The organism is Ruminococcus flavefaciens, from assembly GCF_900116855.1.
Taxonomy (GTDB): domain Bacteria; phylum Bacillota; class Clostridia; order Oscillospirales; family Ruminococcaceae; genus Ruminococcus; species Ruminococcus flavefaciens_R.
On sequence record NZ_UETD01000007.1, the window covers coordinates 216,691 to 236,710 of the forward strand.

At 48.4% G+C, this 20,020-nt stretch carries 17 protein-coding genes and 1 tRNA gene; 10 read left to right on the forward strand and 8 right to left on the reverse strand.

Annotated features, from left to right (window positions below):
* Positions 1–559 precede the first annotated feature (559 nt).
* The 8 genes from DSZ37_RS09060 (at position 560) to DSZ37_RS09095 (ending at position 10,310) form a co-directional block, all read left to right on the forward strand.
* Complete coding sequence (locus tag DSZ37_RS09060; protein WP_109726581.1) at positions 560–2,485, forward strand: ABC-F family ATP-binding cassette domain-containing protein; 1,926 nt, start codon at positions 560–562, stop codon at positions 2,483–2,485.
* Positions 2,486–2,498: 13 nt separating this feature from the next.
* Positions 2,499–3,446: a dockerin type I domain-containing protein gene (locus DSZ37_RS09065; RefSeq protein WP_109726582.1), complete on the forward strand. Its 948-nt coding sequence runs from the start codon at positions 2,499–2,501 to the stop codon at positions 3,444–3,446.
* A 112-nt stretch (positions 3,447–3,558) separates the two neighbouring features.
* The gene (scfA, locus tag DSZ37_RS09070) at positions 3,559–3,696 is read left to right on the forward strand and encodes a six-cysteine ranthipeptide SCIFF (protein WP_019679123.1); all 138 of its coding nucleotides are present in this window, start codon (positions 3,559–3,561) and stop codon (positions 3,694–3,696) included.
* Between the two features lie 75 nt (positions 3,697–3,771).
* On the forward strand, positions 3,772–5,139 hold the full coding sequence (gene scfB, locus DSZ37_RS09075) for a thioether cross-link-forming SCIFF peptide maturase (protein WP_109726583.1): 1,368 nt from the start codon (positions 3,772–3,774) through the stop codon (positions 5,137–5,139).
* A 155-nt stretch (positions 5,140–5,294) separates the two neighbouring features.
* Positions 5,295–6,089 (forward strand): helix-turn-helix transcriptional regulator, encoded by a 795-nt coding sequence (locus DSZ37_RS09080; RefSeq protein WP_109726584.1) that lies wholly within the window; start codon positions 5,295–5,297, stop codon positions 6,087–6,089.
* Between the two features lie 279 nt (positions 6,090–6,368).
* A complete protein-coding gene (locus DSZ37_RS09085) occupies positions 6,369–7,427 on the forward strand; it encodes a M15 family metallopeptidase (protein WP_109726585.1) in 1,059 nt (352 codons plus the stop codon).
* Between the two features lie 102 nt (positions 7,428–7,529).
* Entirely contained in the window at positions 7,530–9,179 is a 1,650-nt protein-coding gene (locus DSZ37_RS09090; protein WP_242978605.1) for a peptide ABC transporter substrate-binding protein, read from the forward strand.
* Between the two features lie 348 nt (positions 9,180–9,527).
* Positions 9,528–10,310, forward strand: coding sequence for a DUF4230 domain-containing protein (locus tag DSZ37_RS09095; RefSeq protein WP_109726587.1), 783 nt, complete (start codon positions 9,528–9,530; stop codon positions 10,308–10,310).
* 35 nt (positions 10,311–10,345) lie between these two features.
* Here DSZ37_RS09095 and DSZ37_RS09100 read toward each other — a convergent pair whose 3' ends face one another.
* The 8 genes from DSZ37_RS09100 to DSZ37_RS09135 form a co-directional block, all read right to left on the reverse strand.
* Positions 10,346–11,596: a bifunctional folylpolyglutamate synthase/dihydrofolate synthase gene (locus DSZ37_RS09100; protein WP_109726588.1), complete on the reverse strand. Its 1,251-nt coding sequence runs from the start codon at positions 11,594–11,596 to the stop codon at positions 10,346–10,348.
* 123 nt (positions 11,597–11,719) lie between these two features.
* Complete coding sequence (locus DSZ37_RS09105; RefSeq protein ID WP_109726589.1) at positions 11,720–12,463, reverse strand: SDR family oxidoreductase; 744 nt, start codon at positions 12,461–12,463, stop codon at positions 11,720–11,722.
* Between the two features lie 68 nt (positions 12,464–12,531).
* Entirely contained in the window at positions 12,532–12,834 is a 303-nt protein-coding gene (locus tag DSZ37_RS09110) for a Dabb family protein (RefSeq protein ID WP_109726590.1), read from the reverse strand.
* Positions 12,831–13,649 (reverse strand): hypothetical protein, encoded by an 819-nt coding sequence (locus DSZ37_RS09115; protein WP_109726591.1) that lies wholly within the window; start codon positions 13,647–13,649, stop codon positions 12,831–12,833. Before DSZ37_RS09115 ends, DSZ37_RS09110 begins: the two co-directional genes overlap by 4 nt.
* 10 nt (positions 13,650–13,659) lie before the next feature.
* Positions 13,660–14,181 carry a GNAT family N-acetyltransferase gene (locus tag DSZ37_RS09120; protein WP_181380286.1) on the reverse strand — a complete coding sequence of 174 codons (522 nt, stop codon included), beginning with the start codon at positions 14,179–14,181 and terminating at the stop codon, positions 13,660–13,662.
* Entirely contained in the window at positions 14,141–15,112 is a 972-nt protein-coding gene (locus DSZ37_RS09125; protein ID WP_109726593.1) for a hypothetical protein, read from the reverse strand. Before DSZ37_RS09125 ends, DSZ37_RS09120 begins: the two co-directional genes overlap by 41 nt.
* A gap of 62 nt (positions 15,113–15,174) precedes the next feature.
* Complete coding sequence (gene pyk, locus DSZ37_RS09130; protein ID WP_028519516.1) at positions 15,175–16,602, reverse strand: pyruvate kinase; 1,428 nt, start codon at positions 16,600–16,602, stop codon at positions 15,175–15,177.
* A gap of 18 nt (positions 16,603–16,620) precedes the next feature.
* Positions 16,621–18,978: an ATP-dependent helicase gene (locus DSZ37_RS09135; RefSeq protein ID WP_109726594.1), complete on the reverse strand. Its 2,358-nt coding sequence runs from the start codon at positions 18,976–18,978 to the stop codon at positions 16,621–16,623.
* Positions 18,979–19,561: 583 nt separating this feature from the next.
* Between DSZ37_RS09135 and DSZ37_RS09140 the strand changes: the two genes are divergently transcribed.
* A tRNA-Gln gene (locus DSZ37_RS09140) sits at positions 19,562–19,637 on the forward strand.
* Between the two features lie 111 nt (positions 19,638–19,748).
* Positions 19,749–20,020: hypothetical protein (locus DSZ37_RS17875; RefSeq protein WP_207655909.1), on the forward strand; the 272-nt coding region annotated here is incomplete at its 3' end.

The following is a 20,020-nucleotide window of genomic DNA, read 5'->3' on the forward strand; positions in this document are numbered from 1 at the left end:
ATTGTATCATATATATAATGGGATTGCAAGATGATTTTATATATTTGTTGTGATAATTTCAAAAAGTCTCCTCAAAAAGATAGTATTTTTCATTGTTTTTGTTCATCAAAGGTGTATAATATATATCGTAAGGCGTAAGCGAAACCTTTCGGACGGCATGAGCAGCTGTCCGTACCCCATCCGATTATGCCTTTCAGGGGATCGGCTGCCCTCGGACAATGTGAGAATAGGCGCTCACCTTGTCGTTACGGCCGCGGCTCACGGAGCCCAATATAGTGCAGGACAGCATATTCAGTTCTCTCTCTTATTTTTTATTCATTATCCCTCGGAAAAGACCTCCCCAGCGGGAGGTTTTTTTCATTTTTCTTGTAAAAACTGCGAAAAACAGCCTTTTCTTGATATATTATGTATAAAATCGGACAAAAACCGACTTTCATTTATATTTACCGTGACAGTTGACTTTTTTCTCGTAACATGGTATGATAAAGTTATATAACTGCAGCCTGCACAAATAATCATTCTTCTTTTTGTGCATAGTGGCAGACAAAGGAAATTCGATATGCTTGCAAGCTTAACTAATGTAAATAAATTCTATAACGGCAATCAGGTGCTATGCAATGTTTCGCTGTCCATCGACGAGAACGACAAAATAGGTCTTGTCGGCAGGAACGGCTGCGGAAAGTCTACGCTGCTGAAGATACTCACAGGCTCCGTGGAGCCCGACCGCTTCACCGAAAAGGACGGCGTCATCTCCATGGCTGCAAAGACTACCGTGGGCTACCTTGAACAGATGGGCGGACTCAATACCGAAAATACCGTCATCGAGGAGATGCGAAGCGTCTTTGAGCCCGTTCACAGGGCGATAGAACGCCTCAGAGAAATAGAGCTGGAGATAGAGAGCGGCGATGATTCCTCCGCAGACGAGTACCAGCAGCTGTCCTCATGGATAGAAGCCAACGACGGCTACAATACCGACGTTAAGATAAGAATGGTGCTCAACGGTATGGGCTTCTCGGGTGAGGAGCTGGAACGCACTGTCTCGGGATTCAGCGGCGGCGAAAAGACACGCCTTTCCATTGCAAGGCTGCTCCTTGAGGAGCCAAATCTCCTCATTCTGGACGAGCCTACCAACCACCTTGACTTCAAGACCATCATGTGGCTTGAGGACTACCTCCGCTCCTACAGGGGCGCCGTCCTCATAGTCTCACATGACAGATACTTCCTCGACAGGCTCTGCACATCTATCTGCGAGATAGAGAGGGGAGTGCTGACACGGTACAAGGGCAACTACACCGCCTTCGTCCGCCAGAGAGAGGAAAACGACGCGCGGCGCGAGAAGGAGTATGAGCTCCAGCAGAAGCAGATAGCCCAGCTTGAGGACTATGTGGCAAAGAACCTCGTCCGTGCTTCCACTACAAAAATGGCTCAGAGCCGCAGAAAGCAGCTCGAGAAAATGGAGCGCATAGAGCGCCCCGTCCATGAGACAAAAAATGCGAAGATACGCTTCACATACGCAGTCGAGCCCCCTATCGACGTCCTCAAAGTCAAGGGCGTGGACATCTCCGTGGGTGAGGGCAGCGCCAGAAAGACCCTTGTGGACAACATTGACTTCGAGGTCCGCAGAGGTGAGAAGATAGGCGTCATCGGTGACAACGGCATCGGCAAATCCACCCTGCTGCGTATCATACAGGAACAGCTCCCTCATAAGGGACTGGTCCGCTGGAACAGCAATATCAAGATCTCCTACTTCGAGCAGGAGAGCACCAACCTCAACAAGGAGCTTACCGTTATGGAGGAGCTCCACAGCCGCTATCCCTCAATGTCCGATCTGGAGGTGCGAAATCTTCTGGCGCAGGTGCGCCTCATCGGCGAGAACGTCTTTAAGGAGACGGGAGTCATCAGCGGCGGCGAGCGTGCCAAGCTCTGCTTCGCCATCATGATGCAGGAGCACGGCAACGTCCTCATTCTTGACGAGCCTACCAACCACCTCGACCTCAGCTCTAAGGAGGCTATCGAGGAGGCTCTGGCTGAATATACGGGTACGGTCATTTTTGTGAGCCATGACCGCTATCTGCTCAGTAAAATAGCCGACAGGCTTATAGAGCTCACTGACGGAACCTACAGACTCCATAATTACGGCTTTGAAAAATATCTCGACGTCCTCCGCGAGGAGCAGGCTGCCGAGAGAAGGACGATAGAAGCCGAAAAACAGCAGAAGGCTGCGGAAGCTGCCAAGGAAAAATCTGCTAAGAATTATCGCAGCAAGCAGCAGAGAAGTGCTGATGCTGCAAGAAAAAACGAAATGAGACGCCTTGAAAAGGAAATCGACGACCTGCAGGCGCAGATAGACTCTCTTACCGAGGAGATCGGCAGGGAGGAGGTCTACAGCGACTATGAGCTGATGAACAGCAAATGCGCCGAGATCGAAGAGCTTAAACAGAGGATCGATGAGGATTTCGAGCTTCTTATTGAGCTTGACCAGTGAAAAGGAGTAATTTATGAAGATGAAAACGCTTATGAGCTTTGCCGCAGCTGCGGCTGTCGCCATGTCCTCAGCAGCTTTCACCGCTTACGGTGAGGCTTCGCTGTTCATGATAGGCGACATAGACGGTGACGGTGTGGTGGACGCCGCGGACGCCTCTGCCGTGCTTGCTGCATATGCGTGTACCTCTGCGGGGCAGGATTCGCCCCTCTATTCGTATCAGACTTCGGCAGCCGACCTTAACGGCGACAACAACGTTGACGCTGTGGACGCTTCCCTGATACTTTCGTATTATGCATGGGCTTCATCAGCCGATGACGGCGGTATAATGACCGACTTCCTCGAGAAGAACGGCTTCAAGCAGCGTGAGACCGAGGAGGAGAAGGCTGAGAGAACAAACGAACAGAACGGCGGAGAGACTTCGGGCAGCACCGAGGAGATACCTCCCCTTGAATTCGGAAACTTTGAGTACACTATCCCCCGTATCGACAGCGAGTATGCCGAGTGGTTCTGGGTGGGCGACTCCCGTACCGTTGGTATGGCAAGAGGAATAGATATAGACTATATCGGCAAGGTGGGAGCTACCATAAGCTTCTTCAGGAGCAATGCCGAGTCTATCTATCAGATACGCGATAAGACGGTCATCATTAACCTCGGCGTAAACGACCTTGACAGCAGGGCTTACCTCAACCTCTATAACAGTATGCCCGACGAGTTCCTTGATAACAACAAGGTCATCGTCATGGCAGTTAATCCCTGCGACGGCAACTATCAGTACCTCAACAGCAGGATAGAGCAGTTCAACAGCGACCTGAGCGCAGGTCTCGACAGCAGGATAACCTTCCTCGACTCGTACACGTTCCTCATGTGGAACGGCTTCTCGACCTTTGACGGTCTCCACTACACGGACGGTACCTACGTCGATATCTACAACTTTGTATTTGACAGCCTTCATGCTGAATAAGGTAAAAATCTGAATTATTTGAAATAACTATTGCATTGAAGCTGAAAATATGATATAATATCAGAAAGTACTATGCGGCAGAGTGCCGTACATTCCTATGGAGGGTAAAAAAATGAAACATATCAAGACTATCAATAAGGCTAATCTCAAGGAATCTGCTCAGAAGGGCGGCTGCGGCAAGTGCCAGGCTTCATGTCAGTCTGCTTGCAAGACCTCTTGCACAGTTGCTAACCAGAAGTGCGAGAGATAAGCTCTTAACACTGAAAAAACGGTGGAGGCAGTATGAAAATGCTGCCTCATATTTTTTGAATTGAGGGTATGAATAATGATACATAAGTACAAGCTTAACGGACTGAACATAGTTCTCGATGTGAACAGCGGCGGCGTTCATATCGTGGACGAGCTCACATACGACCTTCTCGACAATGTGGAGCCGCCTTTTGAGGCTGAATGTCCTCAGAATGTGGTGGACAAGCTCTCCAAGGCTTATCCCGAGGAGGATATCCGCGACTGCTATGCCGAGATAGTGGAGCTGTATAACGATAAGATACTCTTCTCAGAGGACGATTACGAGAAGTATGCAAAGTATTCCGTAGCCTCCCCTGTAAAGGCTATGTGCCTTAATATCGCCCATGACTGCCAGCTCAGATGCAAGTACTGCTTTGCGTCCACAGGCGACTTCGGCAAGGGCAGAAAGCTCATGTCATTTGAGACAGGCAAGCACGCTATCGACTTCCTGCTGGAAAATTCGGGCGATCGTCCCAATCTGGAGCTTGATTTCTTCGGCGGCGAGCCCCTTATGAACTTCGGTGTGGTAAAGAAGGTAGTTGAGTACGCAAGGAGCCGCGAAAAGGAATACAACAAGAAGTTCCGCTTCACTATCACCACAAACGGTCTGCTCCTTGACGACGAGAAGATTGACTTCATCAACCGCGAGATGTCAAACGTTGTTCTCTCCATTGACGGACGCAAGGAGGTAAACGATTACTTCCGTGTGCTTCCCAACGGTCAGGGCTGCTATGATATCATCCTTCCCAAGTATAAGAAGCTGGTGGAGGGCAGAGGTGACAAGGAGTACTATGTAAGAGGTACATTCACCAACAAGAACCTTGACTTCTCAAAGGATGTTTTTGCACTCAATGAAGCAGGCTTCGACCAGATATCCGTTGAGCCCGTTGTGGGTGATGACGATGTTTACGCACTTACCGAGAAGGACCTGCCTGCGGTATTTGCAGAGTATGAGAAACTGGCGCTCCAGCTTCTTGAAAACGAGAAGAAGGGCAAGAAGTTCAACTTCTTCCACTTCATGCTTGATCTGGATCAGGGTCCCTGCGCTATCAAGCGCCTCAGGGGCTGCGGCTGCGGAAATGACTATGTAGCCATTACTCCCGACGGAGACATCTTCCCATGTCACCAGTTCGTAGGCATAGACGAGTACAAGATGGGCAACATCGACGAGGGCACCTTCGATCAGGAGATGAAGGCAGACTTCGCAAGGGCTCACGTTTACTCAAAGCCCGACTGCCGCGAGTGCTGGGCAAAGTTCTATTGCAGCGGCGGCTGCAACGCCAATAACTACCAGTATATGGGCGATATCAGAACTGCTCACAAGATCTCATGTCAGCTGGAAAAGAAGCGCCTTGAGTGCGCTATCATGATGAAGGCTGTTAAAATGGCTGAAACTGCCGAATAAGACTGAAAAAGGGGCAATGCCCCTTTTTTAATGCATAATTCATAATGCATAATGCATAATTATGGCGAGGCAGCGTTCCCTACAAGGCTTGCATTTTTGTTCAGTTTATGTTACAATAGTACATATAGTTACTGTAACAGGAAGGGGGAGCGCTTGTGAAGATCAACCGTATACAGCTGAATTGCCGCCGTGATACCGCTTTCGGCGGAGAGCTGGGCGCGGACCCCGTGTTCCTGCTGCTCAGGACTCCCATAATGTATGAGGAGAACGGGCAGCAGCTCCGCACAGATGGTGTTTCCGCTGCACTGCTGACAAGCGGCTACAAGCAGAGCTTCCGACCTGTGAAGGGCAAGCCCATTCGCTACGATATGGTCAGCTTCAGGACATCTGCCGCCGACAGGCAGTATATCTCCTCTATGAACTTTCCTCAGGATACTCCCATAGAGCTGGCGGACGACCTCGTCATTTCGGGCGCCCTGCGTTCAATGCAGTCCCAGTCCATGCACAGGGGCAAGCATATCAGCGAATTCATGGAGCTTTCCATGCGTATCATCTTCATCGCCCTCAGCGAGACCTACGATAACGCACCTGCCTCGCCCGTGGAGAAGATACCCCGTTATGTGGAGCTTCGGAAGCTGAGACAGGCTATTTATGACGCCCCCATGAACAGCTGGTCCATCGACGAGATGTGCGAGGAGATGCGTATAAGCAGGACATACTTCCACAGGCTATGGACCGCAGCTTTCGGCGTTACCTGTCTTCAGGACGTCATCGAGAGCAGGCTCCTCAGAGCGGCTGAGCTGCTGAAAAATACGGACAAGTCCGTGTATGAGATAGCAGTGGAGTGCGGCTACGACAGCGAGTCCTACTTCATGAGACAGTTCAAAAAGCATAAAAACTGCACTCCGTCGGAGTTCAGAAGACGTGCTTTGTCCACGGAAGATAAGTAGTTTTTTGTGGACATTTGGATTTCCTTAGTACACTATGCGCAAATAATATGAAATTATTAGTGCAAAAAATCAAAAAAACTCTTTACAAGTCCAAAAATTTGTGATATAATACAGTGTATGAGCAATTTATGATATATGGATACGCTTGGGGAGCAATTTTTGGAGAGATCCCGCGGCTTTTCGCGGCGTGTATATGCAGACGGTCCGCTGTTGACCCTCTTTCTCAACAGCTGACTGTTACGATTTAACCGAATATTCTTTAAGGAGCGATTTCGTTTTATGGCTAACGGAGATAAACGCAGAAACCGCAAGAGAGAACGTGTATCAAAACGCTATAAGGTCAGATACGACAGACTCGTTGCGGTGGTACTGGTCCTTGTTGTCCTCATCGTTGTGCTTGGCTCTTGCTGTAAGAGCTGTTCCAAGAAGGGCAATGAAAAAACCTCCGCTAAACAGGCACAGACAACCATTACTGACAATACGCAGCAGTCCTCTATCGTGGATAACCTCACATCCAACGGTGAGACAAGCTCGCTTATAACAGGTGCTCCCGACGGTCAGAAGCCCTCGGAGTCACAGTATACAACGGAAGTTCACAAGGCTGACGACGTTAACAGAGGAAACCTCGTCCTCGTAAACTCAGCCCACGAATATAAATTTATCGAAGGCGATACCGAGTTAGAGGCTATCTACTACAACCACGATGACTCACATTACCATGTAAGCGATCTGGTCACAAAGCTGGATACCGAGGCTCTCGATCACCTCAATCAGCTCATGGACGGCTTCTATGAGGCTGAGACAAATTCCGATATCTATGTTATCGGCGCATATCGTACTGCCGAGGAGCAGAGCGATAAGTACAACAACGGCAATTCCCAGTTCCAGGGCGGTTATTCCGACTACCATACGGGCAGGAGCTTCGATCTGGGTATCTTCCCCACAGACGGTTCAAGCTCGGGCTACTATATGCCTACGGGCGTTTACGGCTGGATCGATGAGCACGCCGCTGAGTACGGCTTCGTTGTCCGCTTCCCCGAGGGTAAGGACTCCGAAACAGGCGAGCGCCAGAGAGACTATACATACAGGTATGTGGGAGTTCCCCATGCCGTTTATATGAAGCAGAATAAACTCTGCCTCGAGGAGTATATCGACAAGATCAAGGAGCATACTAATGAAAGCCCCCTTGAGGTCACGGTCGGCAATAAGCTTTACCAGATATACTACGCAGCTGCCAACGCTGCGGGCGATACAGAGGTGCCCGTTCCATCCAATAAGACCTATACGGTCTCTGGAAATAACGTTGACGGCTTCATCGTTACCGTAAGCATGAATTAAAGCTGAATGTCCCCCGTTTTCGGGGGACATATTTTGATTATGACATGATGTGCCGCTGAGTGCGGCAGAGCCCTTATGGGTACAGAAGAAACGGAGAAAAATGTGAAAAAGAAAAAAATACTCGCTCTTGCAGCCTGTGCCCTTATAGGAGCAGGCTCCCTCAGCAGCTGCGGAGGAGGAGACAGGAAGGGCGGCGGTGAAGGTCATATGTACGGCGCCGCTCTTGCAAGCAATCCCGAGAGCCTTGACCCGCAGTTCGCAAACGAGCCTTCATCGGCAACTGTTATAAAGAATATGTACAGCGGTCTTATGATGAAGGATAAGGACGGCAGCATCGTCTGCTGCAATGCTGCTGACTACAATGTGTCGGCTGACGGCTGTGTCTATACCTTTCACCTGAGAGAGGACAATTACTGGTTCTTTGACGAGAACGATGACGATATCATCGACGAGGAGGAGTGCTTTCCCGTTACCGCCGATGACTATGTTTTTGCTTTCAGGCGTATACTCGACCCGAAAATGCACTCGCCATTCGCAAGGTACTTCATGTGCCTGAAAAACAGCCGATATATCTCCGAGGGAAGCTATCGCACCGACAGCCTCGGCGTTGAAGCGCTGGATAACTTCACCTTGCAGTTCACTCTGGACTATCCCTGCGCGGAGTTCCTCGGACTTCTCACATCTCCTGCTGCATTTCCCTGCAATGAGGAGTTTTTCATCTCCACCAAGGGAAGATACGGACTTGACGACAGGTCGGTAATGTCCAACGGACCGTTCTATGTCCGTCAGTGGTTCTACGACCCCTACGGAAGCAATAATATCCTCTATATGCGCAGGAACGAAAAGAATATGCATGAGGGCTATGATATACTTCCTACATTCGTCAGCTTCTCGGTACTGGACAGCGAGTCTGAGGTGAAGCAGGCGTTCAAGGACGACGAGACGGAGTGCTTCTCCACAATGAAGGTGGGAGGCTATAACCCCAAGAAGTACAATATAACAGGACAGAAAGCCACCACCCTCGGCATGATATTCAATCCCAAGGATAAGCTCTATTCAAATGCTGCTCTGCGGAAGGCCGTTGCTCTTGCTGTGGACAGAGAGACGCTGGACAAGGAGCTGGGAAGCGACCTGAAAGCGGCATACGGTATTATCCCTCCTGCGGTGAATGTTGCAGGAAGAAGCTACCGCGAGCTGGCATCGGACAAGCAGTTCGACGTTTACGACCCTCAGCAGGCAGCTTCCCTCGTTGAGCAGGCTAAGGAGGAGCTGAAGGTCAGCTCCATTGAAAGCGTGAAGGTGATCGTGGACTCAAGTACCATAGATTCCCGTTACCTCCATATACTCTCACAGAGCTGGCAGGACAGTCTCGGTATCTATATCGGCATCGAGGACCTTACCGCAAAGGAGTTCCGCGAGAGGATAGAGAGCGGCGATTACAGCATAGCACTGTATCCCGTCAGAGGAGATTTCAACAGCGGACTTGCCGTGCTCGGGAAGTTCACTGAGGTAGACTGTCTTAAAAATGCGGCAGGCGGCGCTGACAGCTCCGAGGCTGTCATGAAGTGCTCTACGGTGAATGAGCTGGTGAACAGCTATACGGCGGCAGAGCGTGAGATACTTCAGCAGTTCGGCTTTGTGCCGTTGTTCTATAAGAGCTCCTACCTTGTGGCAAAGGACGATAATGAGGATATCCTCTACGACCCCTTTACGGGCGCCGTGGACTACAGAATCGCAAGAAATTACAGCTGATTTCAATAACAAAGCCCTAAAGCAGCAAGTTCTGCCTTTGGGCTTTTAATTCTAGGTTTAGGTGTACTTATGAAATCTAATGATTAAAATATAATATTTTTAAGGCGAAAATGCACAAAAAATCGGCTGCAATGATAAATAATACAGCATATATTGACATTTTATGCCGTTTGTGTTATAATTATACAAAGAAATAAATGTCTTTGCATTTTGTATATTTATAATCTTTTGAAAAGGGGTTTGTATTTATGAAAATTATTAATACTATTGGTAAGATTGTTCTTGGCATTGTTATAGTTCTTATCGTTTTAGTAGTTATCAATCAAATAATCATATAAGGAGGTAAAAATGGATAAAGAAAAGAATAACCCGATAGTTATATGGAAGAAATCACCATGGATAATAACGATTTTGATTATTGCCTCTACATTTGGAATATTATTCTATTTAAAAGCAAATGAGAAATGGATTTTTACTCCACAGATACAATATATAACTGATAATAACACTGTTAACGTTGAAGAGAAGTCCGATGGTAGCACTGAACTGACACAAGAAAATGTACATTATACAATTGAATCAAAAGAAATAAAAAGCGAATTGGTTGGAAAAGCAAAACAGAAAAAAGAATTTATTGTTATGGAACAACCAGTTACTGTTGGAAAACAGGAAAAAAAGGAAGGTCTTTTCAAGGCATCAGTTTTCAGGCAGACACAGTATATTGAGTATAATGGTATCGGTAAATATACTATAGATATGAATGATTTTTCTGAGAGCAATATAGAAGTTGATAATAATAATAAAAAAATCATTATAACACTTCCAGAACCTAAACTGAATGTTGAATTCACGGAGATGAAAGCTTATGATACATCTAATGGAATCTTAACATTTGGAGAGATGGATTTGACGTCAGATATGCAGAATGAACTTATTCAAAAAGCAGTAACTGATATGGAAGAAGAGCTTACTACAAATGAAACATTAAAAAGCAATGCTATGCGTTATGCAGAAATGTCAGTTGAGTCTTTATTTCAACCTGTCATAAACACAGTTCAGAATAATTTTAAAGAACAAGGCGAAAACAATGATATTGACTGGTGCTATACTGTAGAAGCAAATATAGGATAATAAAAAAGGACAAGTTTTTAAACTTGTCCTTTTCTTTATTTCATATTTAGATACTCACTGGCAAGGTAGAGAGAGCCGCAGATAACGGCAACTCCGCCGTTTTCAAGGGCGAGAGCCTTTGCCTTTTCGGCACACTCCTCAAGGCTTCCGTATTCGGCTTCCGTGCGGAAGCTTGCAATATCTGCAAGAGTCTCCGCAGATACTGCGTTGGGTGCAAATCCGTCCACTGCGAAAAACCTGTCGGAGAGACCCGATATCTTCTTTACGCAGTCCACATAGTCCTTTGAGTCCACCATGCCCATGACGGTGTATATCTTCTTGCCCCTTGTACTGAGGTACATGAGCATAAGGGACAGCATTCCCACACCTGCGGGATTGTGTCCGCCGTCAACCAAAACAGGCGGCTCGCCGTCTATGTACTGCACCCTGCCGCGTACCTGAGTGGTCTCAACTGAGCGGATAATGGAGCTGTCACTGACAGAAAATCCCTTGCTCCTGAGATAAATACAGGCGGTTATGGCAGTCTGTGCGTTATACTTCTGGTGTATTCCTGCCATTGCAGGAGTAAGCTTTATACCTCTGTACCTGAAAGGTGAGAAAAGTCCTCCGTCACCGTAGGGGGGACAGTCCTCACAGGGAATGAGCTCCGCACCAACTTTTTCCGCAGTCTCGCGGACTAATTCGCGGACGCTGTCGGGATTGTCCTCGGAGAGTATGACTGCCGAGCCGCTCTTGATTATGCCTGCCTTGTGGGAAGCTATCTCCTCAACAGTATCGCCCAGCAGAGCCGTGTGGTCGAGGGAAATGGAGGTTATGACCGATACCAGCGGAGGCGGTATGACGTTGGTGGAGTCAAGGGTGCCGCCGATACCCGTTTCCAGCACCACTATGTCGCACTTCTCGCGCTCATACCACAGCATGGCTATCGCCATTGTTATCTCGAACTGTGAATAAGCCGCGTCACCGATGCGCTCCTTTACGAAATCCGCAATATCGCAGAGGGAGTCCTCATCTATCTCGTCGTCGTTGATGCGTATCCTGTCGGTGTAGCGCAGCACGAAGGGAGAGGTGAACTTTCCCGTCTTATAGCCCGAGAATTGCAGGGCGTTGGCGATATATTCAAGGGTGGAGCCCTTGCCGTTGGTGCCTGCTATATGAACGAATTTCAGTCTTTCCTGTGGGTCGCCCACACGTTTCATAAGCTCCCTCGCGCGGGATAGGTCCGTTATCCTGCCCCCCGACTTGCTGTAAGAGTTTATGAAGCTCATACATTCTTCGATGTTCATGGTTTCTCCTTAGACCATCATATAAGTGATGGGAATAATATAAATTCGGGCGAGCGGAACTCGTCCCTGCGTGATATTTCTACCCTTGCAGGGACACTTTCCGAGCGCCCGTTATGTGTCAGCTCAATATACTCCTGCCTGCTTTTCAGCCTTTGCAACAGCCTCCACAAGGCTCATGCCGCTGAATTCCTGTGCAGCGAAGATGCGTCCGCACTTCTTGTCGTCCACGAATGCGCCCACAATAACTCCGGGGATAGCGCTTTCGGGAGAGTTTGGAGCGTTGGGACCGCCAAGGTCTGTTCTGCACCAGCCGGGGTCAGTGAGATTGATAGTTACGTCAGTGCCTTCGTAGTTCTTGCCAAGGTCGCGTGTTACCTTGTTGAGTGCAGCCTTTGCGGCGGAATAACCTGCCTGCTCGGGCTCAAGGTCGATACCGCTGGTGGTATTGACTATGCGTCCGAATCCTCTTTCCTTCATACCGGGAAGGAAATGATAGCAGATCATCATGGGAGCGGTGGTGTTGATCCTGAAGCTGATGTCGTAATCAGATGCAGGTGTTGTGAGATATTCCGTTCTGTAGGCTATCTGAAGACCTGCATTGTTGAGGATGATGTCGAGCTTTGTCCCTCTCTCGTCGATAGCTTTGCACATCGCTTCAACCTGTTCCATGTCGGAAAGCTCTGCGGTGACTACATAAGCGTCAACGCCCAGAGCCTTCACCTCGCCGAGCACCTTTGCGCAGTGCTCCTCGGTGCGGCTGTGGAGCACCAGATTACAGCCCAGCTTAGCCATTTCTATGGCTGCGAGATAGCCGAGTCCGCGGCTTGCGCCTGTGATGAGTGCCCATCTGCCTTTTACATTTACCATGTTTTCTACCTCCCTTTTCGGGGTTTATATATATGACACCCCCGTGCTGCGTGCCACGGGGACGATCATCAGCATTCGTAGTCTATGCAGGCTCTGTCGGTCTTTACAGTTCCGATGAACTTGCCGAATTCAAGGTGTGCGGGGTGTACCTGATATGCGTTCAGGTCGTCGATGGTGTCGAAGTCGCAGATAAGAGCGATGGTGTAGTTGCTCTCGGGAGCGTCCTTGGAGTTGATGACTACCTCGCCTTTTTTCAGCTCCTTGACATTAGCGATGACGTTATCGAAGCGCTTCTGAGCTTCAACAGCATTTTCGTACTCGCTTCTGCCCTCGGCTTCCTTTAATTTGAACATAACTATGTGCTTTATCATGATAATTCTTCCTTTCGTGATTTATTTTCATCGTTATCATTATTACTGCCGAACCTCTTGTCTCCGAGACTGAGAGGAGAGAGCAGTAAGCCTGCATATAACACTGCTGTCAGAACAAGGACCGCTGTCACTGCCTGTTCATAAGGAGAGTCACCTGACTCGTAGTGTATCGCTGTGAATCCGAGCATGGAAACGTATATCGAGGAGAAAGCCAGAATAACTGACGTTATGCAGAATATCCATATCCCTGCTCTGCCGACCCTGCCGCGCTTTGTGGTAGTATCATCGTTTTCGGGAGCAAAGCACAGCCCGAAGACAATGATCATGTCCGCGTATAATCCCGATCTGTTGAGTGTCTGAGATGCCACAGATATTATGATAAGGATATACAGCAGTACGGTGTAAAGCAGCCTGTTTTTTGGGTGTATTACGCCGAGATAAATAAAAGCGCAGATAAAGCCGCCTGCTATGAAGCATAAGGAGTGGATCAGGGATACTGCCATCATTAACGGTGCATAGTGGAATATGGCGAAGTCTGTGCTTATTAGTGTTTTCAGAGCCTTGACGAACGTTATTGCTGTCACGGCTGCTGCGATAATGAACAGCGCTCCTGTTATTCTGTTCCATGGCGGTGTTCTGAATTTGCCGATAACAAACATCAGTGCTGCGGCAGCTGAAACTGCTTCCCTTATCATTCCGAGCCCGTTAAGATAATAGCGGTTTGTGATATATCCTGTCAGTGTCAAAGCAAAAGCAGCCAGCAGTAGTATGCCAACGGCTGCCTCGGAAATTCTGTTCTTTTTGGTGTTATTCATATTGTAGCCTTTATGATTTGTATATCCTTGATTTGAATGTTTTTAGTCCGTCATAGCTCTTGTACTCGCCGAAGCCCGTAAAATGCAGTCCGCACTTTTCTATCACATGAGCGGAGGCTGTGTTTTCAGCCGCACATTCGGCTCTCAGTTTTATATTGCCGAAGCTTCTGCGCACATGGTCGATCATAGCCTTTGATGCTTCGGTAGCATAGCCCATGCCCCAGCAGTCATATCGGAAGTTATATCCGAACTCCCAGAAGCCGTCCTCAAGGAGCCTTATGCCGCCCGAGCCTATGAGCTTATCATCGTTCCTGCGGACAAAGCCGAACTCAAAGCGCGTATCCGAGGTGACTATGCTGCGGAGCCATTCCCGTGTGGTCTCAACGTTTTCGTGGGTGGAGTATATCATGTACCTTGCCACTCTCTCGTCGCCCGTCCACTCAAAGGCAGCCTCGGCGTCATCGAGGGTCAGGGGACGGAGCAGGAGACGGTCAGTCGTTATGGTCGGACTCATCATCGCCTTCCTCGTCATCGTCATCGTCTTCCTCGTACTCGTCATCATCTTCTTCATCGTCGTCTTCATCTTCATCGTCGGAGCTGAGCTTCTTTACCTGAGCGACGTCCTCAGCCTCTGTACACTTTCTCTCAAAGAGCATGAGGGGAATGAGCAGAACAAGAAGAATATTCAGACAGGTCATAAATAATATGTATTGTTCGCTGCCGTTTGATGAAATATTGCTCTTGCCCGTTGTGATGTATGAGAAGCCGCTTACCATGCCATCGTAATAATGAGCGTAAAAATAGCCGATGGCAACAGGGAGTACGGGCTTTAATGCAAAGGCTGCACAGCCTGTGATGCCCTTTGTGTTCTTGTTCACGGTGTAGTCCTGCATGAGGCAGGGGAGCATAAAGAGCAGGAGTGCAAAATAATCAGCCTGAAGTCTCATGAGCGACATCGCCATATACAAGCCTGTTATGGCATAAGTATAGATAAGGAGATGTTTCCTTGACTTCCATACTATGTTCCTGTTCATAGTCAGAAAAGCTATGACAGCTGCTGCCAGTACAAGAAGGAACATGAGTATATCGGTGAGCATTAACAGGTCATGATTTTCATAATATGAGCCTGACGCAGTGAAAACCGAGTACGGCTCAAAGAGATACCCCAGCAGGATACTGCCGCCAATGCTGTTGAGCAGTAATCCCGGCGCCGTTATACAGTACAGAATCTTTATAGGCAGACAGTGATACAGTCTGAATATGAGCATTACGGCAAGCAGTATCCTGAACAACGTGGAAAGTATAGGGATCAGCAGATAGGGCGTTATCCTTAGCTTGAAATAACTCATATCCGGAAAATATATCAGCCAGAAACTGCGGAAGCTGAGTAAAGAAAAGCAGATCAGAACTATGCCGACAATGATCTCCGCGATCCTTGTCCGCTTTTTTACTGTGATATTCATTTTAAATCCCCTTTATATCATGTTATTATGATCACGCCCGTAAAGGCGTGATCACTCCGTTATTATTTGCCGCCGATCTTCTCCACCTTCATAAGGTTTGTGGTACCCGATACGCCCAGAGGAACACCTGCGGTGATAGCCACAAGATCCCCGTCCTCTACGAGTCTGTGGGACTCGGCAGCCTCAACAGCTGCGGCAAACAGGTCATCGGTATTGGTCTTTTCGTCGATTATGAAAGGTATAACGCCCCAGCTCATGTTCATCTGGCGGCATACCACCTCGCTCATGGTGCAGCTGATGATAGGACAGCTTGGTCTGTATTTGGAGATAAGTCTCGCTGTCTGTCCGCCGAGAGATACGGTGATGATAGCCCTTGCGTTGAGGTCGTGAGCAGTTGTTACCGTAGCGTGGGCGATAGCCTCAGCCACAGTGCCGTTCTGGTCGGCGCGTCGTGAGGAGAAGCGAGCCTTGTAGTTTATGTTGTTCTCGGTGGTCTCTGCGATGAGAGCCATGGTCTTTACGGCTTCCACAGGGTAAGCGCCTGCGGCGGTCTCACCCGACAGCATGATAGCGCTGGTGCCGTCATAGAGAGCGTTTGCAACGTCGGTTATCTCCGCACGGGTAGGACGTGGATTGGTTATCATGGACTCCAGCATCTGTGTAGCCGTGATGACCTGCTTTCCTGCGTTGTAGCCTTTCTTGATAAGGGACTTCTGGATAGCGGGTATCTGCTCGAAGGGTATCTCGACGCCCATGTCTCCGCGGGCTACCATGATACCGTCGGCAGCCTCGAGTATCTCGTCGATGTTCTCAACGCCGTCGGTGTTTTCTATCTTGGCGATTATCCTCACATCGAACCAGCCGAGACTCTGTGTGAACTTCCTCAGATAGTTTATATCCGCAGCTGTGCGGACGAAGCTGGCGGCGATGAAGTCGAAGCCCATCTTTGAGCCGAATTCAAGGTCGTCCATGTCCCTTTCGCTGAGGTAGGGCATTGACAGCTTTACTCCGGGCACATTTATGCCCTTGTTGTTGGAGAGAGTACCGCCGTGAACTACGCGGCAGACTATCTCGGTGGTGGTGACCTTTTCCGCAAGAAGCTCGATAACGCCGTCGTTTATGAGTATCCTTGTACCCATGCTGACGTCACGGGGCAGCTTCTTGAAGCTGATGCTTCCCACCTTGTCGTCGCAGAGCACATCCTCGGTGGTGAGGGTGTAGGTGTCGCCGTCGTGTATCTCTACGGGCTTGTCGTCAACGAACTTGCCCAGACGTATCTCGGGTCCCTTTGTATCGAGGAGGGTAGCTACGGGGAGGTCAAGCTCCTTTCTGAGCTTTTCGATAACGCGGAAACGCTTTTCGTGGGTCTCATAGTCGCCGTGCGAGAAGTTGAATCGTGCAACGTTCATGCCTGCCAGCATGAGCTCGCGCATGATATTCTCGTCATCGGTTGCAGGACCGATAGTGCATACTATCTTGGTCTTTCTCATAATATCACTCCTTGTGTATCAGAGCTTTTTAAGCTTTGCGTAATTTGCCATTATCTTCTTTGTGCCCACCTTGTCAAAGGCTATCTCCAGCATGGAATCATTGGACATGGGAGTTACGGAAACTATAACGCCCTCGCCGAAGATGCTGTGGGATACCTTTTCGCCTGCGGTATATGTAACAGCCTCCTTGGGAGCTGAGCTTGCCTTCTTGCTTCTTGCAAGCTGCTGCTGGAGAGTTGCCGAGCGCACCTCGGTAACGGACTTGTCGTTCTCCTCAAGGTGCTTTTTCATAGCGGCGGCATTGTCGTGTTTTTCGATGAGCTCACTGCCTATCTCGCGCATGAAGCGTGAGGTGACATTGCGCTGTGTCTGACCGAATATCATACGCTGGCTGGCGTTGGTAAGGTAGAGGCGCTTCTTGGCACGGGTGATGGCGACGTAAGCAAGACGTCTCTCCTCCTCCATGTCGTCCTCGCTGTCGAAGGAGCGTGAGCTGGGGAAGATACCGTCGTCCATGCCCACTACGAATATATTCTCATACTCCAGACCCTTTGCGGAGTGTATGGTCATGAGAGTTACCTTGTCACCGCTTCCGTCATCGCGGTCAGCCTCTGTGTAGAGGGCTACCTCCTCGAGGAAGCCGCCGAGAGTAGGCTCCTCAGCCTGTTCCATGTACTGAGCCATGGAGGTGCGGAGCTCCTGCACGTTCTCTATTTTTGTCTCGGCATTCTCCAGAGCCTTCAGGCTGTCAAGATAGCCTGTCTTGTCAAGGAGTACGTCGAGGAATTCATCAAGGGGAAGCTCCTCTGACTTTTCTGTGAGGAACTCAAACATCTGATAGGCACTCCTGAGAGCTGTCACCTTCTTGGAAAGGGGAGCGTACTCCTCGCAGTTCTTCAGCACCTCAAATGGTGATATCTTCAGGTCGCGGCTGATATCCTCGATAACGGTGAGGGTAGAGTCGCCGATACCGCGCTTGGGCTCGTTGATTATGCGCCTGAATCGGAGCATATCGTTATGGTTGTTGATAAAGCTGAGGTAGGAGGTAACGTCCTTTATCTCCTTGCGGTCGTAGAAACGCATACCGCCGTATACTCTGTAAGGTATGCCGCATTTTACCAGCATACGCTCGATGGAGTTGGACTGTGCGTTCATGCGGTAGAGGACTGCGTTGTCGGAATAGCGTCCTGTCTCCTTATAGGAAGCGAGAATGGTATCTGCCACGAATTTAGCCTCGTCTGTCTCGTCCACAGCCTTGTACCAGTACACCTTGTCGCCCTGCTCGCCGGCAGTCCAGAGGGTCTTGGGCTTTCTGCCGTTGTTGTTGCTGATAACGGAGTTTGCCGCGTTGAGAATGGTCTGTGTGGAGCGGTAATTCTGCTCGAGACGAATGACCTTTGCGCCCTCGAACTGCTCCTCGAAGCCGAGTATATTCTCAATATTCGCACCGCGGAACTTATAGATGCTCTGGTCATCATCGCCGACTACGCAGAGGTTTTTGTGTCCGCCGGAAAGGAGGGATACAAGTCTGAACTGTACATGGTTGGTGTCCTGATACTCGTCCACCATTATGTACTTGAATCGGTTTCTGTATTTTTCCAGCACCTCGGGGAACTTCTCGAAAAGCTCCACTGTGAGGACGAGTATATCGTCGAAATCCACTGCGTTTGCAGCTCTCATGCGCTCCTGATAAAGAGCGTAGAGCTTGGAGATCATCTTCTTGCGGTAGTCCTGACCTGCATCGGCGCGGAGCTCCGCGGGAGTTATCATCTTGTCCTTGGCGAAGCTTATCTCGCTGAGTACTGCCTTGGGAGCAAGCTGCTTCTCGGAGACGTCCAGCTCACCCATGACATTCTTTATCATGCGCTGGCTGTCGTCGGAATCGTATATTGTGAAGTCCCTGCCGTAGCCGAGGGCTTCTATCTCGCTCCTGAGTATCCTTACGCAGGCTGAATGAAAGGTGGAGGCATGGATATTCAGAGCCTCCTCGCCAAGCATTGCGGAGAGTCTCTCCTTCAGCTCGCCTGCCGCCTTGTTTGTAAAGGTGATGGCGAGGATATTCCACGGACGGATCGGGTCAACGGCAACGATGTCCCTGAGGGTGTCGAAGTCGTCTGTCCTGCCCTCTGCGTACTCCTTCAGGAAGGCGGTATCATCGTCATTTCCCTGACGGGAGGTATCGAAGTAGGCATTGCCGAAGTTGATCATATTCGCGATACGGTTTACTATAACCGTGGTCTTGCCGCTTCCTGCGCCTGCAAGCACAAGAACGGGACCGTTAACAGTGAAAACGGCCTCCTGCTGCATATCGTTCATACGGCTGAAATAACGTTTCAGCGCTGCCTGTTTTGCTGAATTGTAAGAATTAATGTCCATAAAAAGATCTCCATATACTCTATTTGGTACTTAAAAAGTATGCCGCAGCACACTTCAGTAAAATTGTAAAAGTTTATATTTTGGGATAAATATATTATAGCACATTTATTATGTCTTGAAAAGACCTCGGCGGAATTTTTTTCATATAAAATGTATAACGTCAGAACGCTGTCCGAAAGAATTCTGTAATATTTTAAAGATATTGTAAATCAATGACACCCGAGCGTAAGAAAAATGCAGTCAGATCGTTTTGATATCGGAACTTTCCTGTTATTGTATACGGCAAAGGAAAGGTGTATAATATGATCACAGAGGAATGCAAAATGCTTTTACATTGTTTTTTCGCCGGGACTCCCGACGTTTACATAGAGGTAGTTCAAAAGAAAGAAAACAAATAAGAAAGAAAAATGTATTTATATGCGAAAAGCACGCTCCTGCGGTCGGTCATTTTAACGTGGGAGCTGCTGCTTTTTTTGCGGCATATGCAGTCAAATAAAGTTAAAAAATAAAAATATATTTTACCTATTGACAATCGCTTCGGACAGTGATATAATAATAAAGCTGAATAATTCAGTACATACATTGGGGTGTCGCCAAGTGGTAAGGCAGCGGACTCTGACTCCGTTATTTCGAGGGTTCAAATCCTTCCACCCCAACCAGTAAAGCTCACGCAATTGCGTGAGCTTTTGTCTTTAACGACCAGATAATCATTTCAAATAATATAAATGATGTTATAATTAACAAAAAAGATTAAGGGTGTGATCAGGATCATGATTGAATTACAAAAAATGGACATTGTCAATATAAAGCAATGTGGGGATATTCATCTTAGAGCGTTTCGATTTGAAACGAGCGATGATTATGCTGAACACTCAACTGAATTATCTGATTCTTTAAGAAAATGTTATGATTTTACGCATTATTTTTCAAGGTTTATAGAGGATTACGATAAGTATGCTTTCTGCATAATCAGTGATGAACAGATCGTCGGATACATAACTGCACTTGAAATTCCCAGTCTTGTTGATGATAATGCAATTTA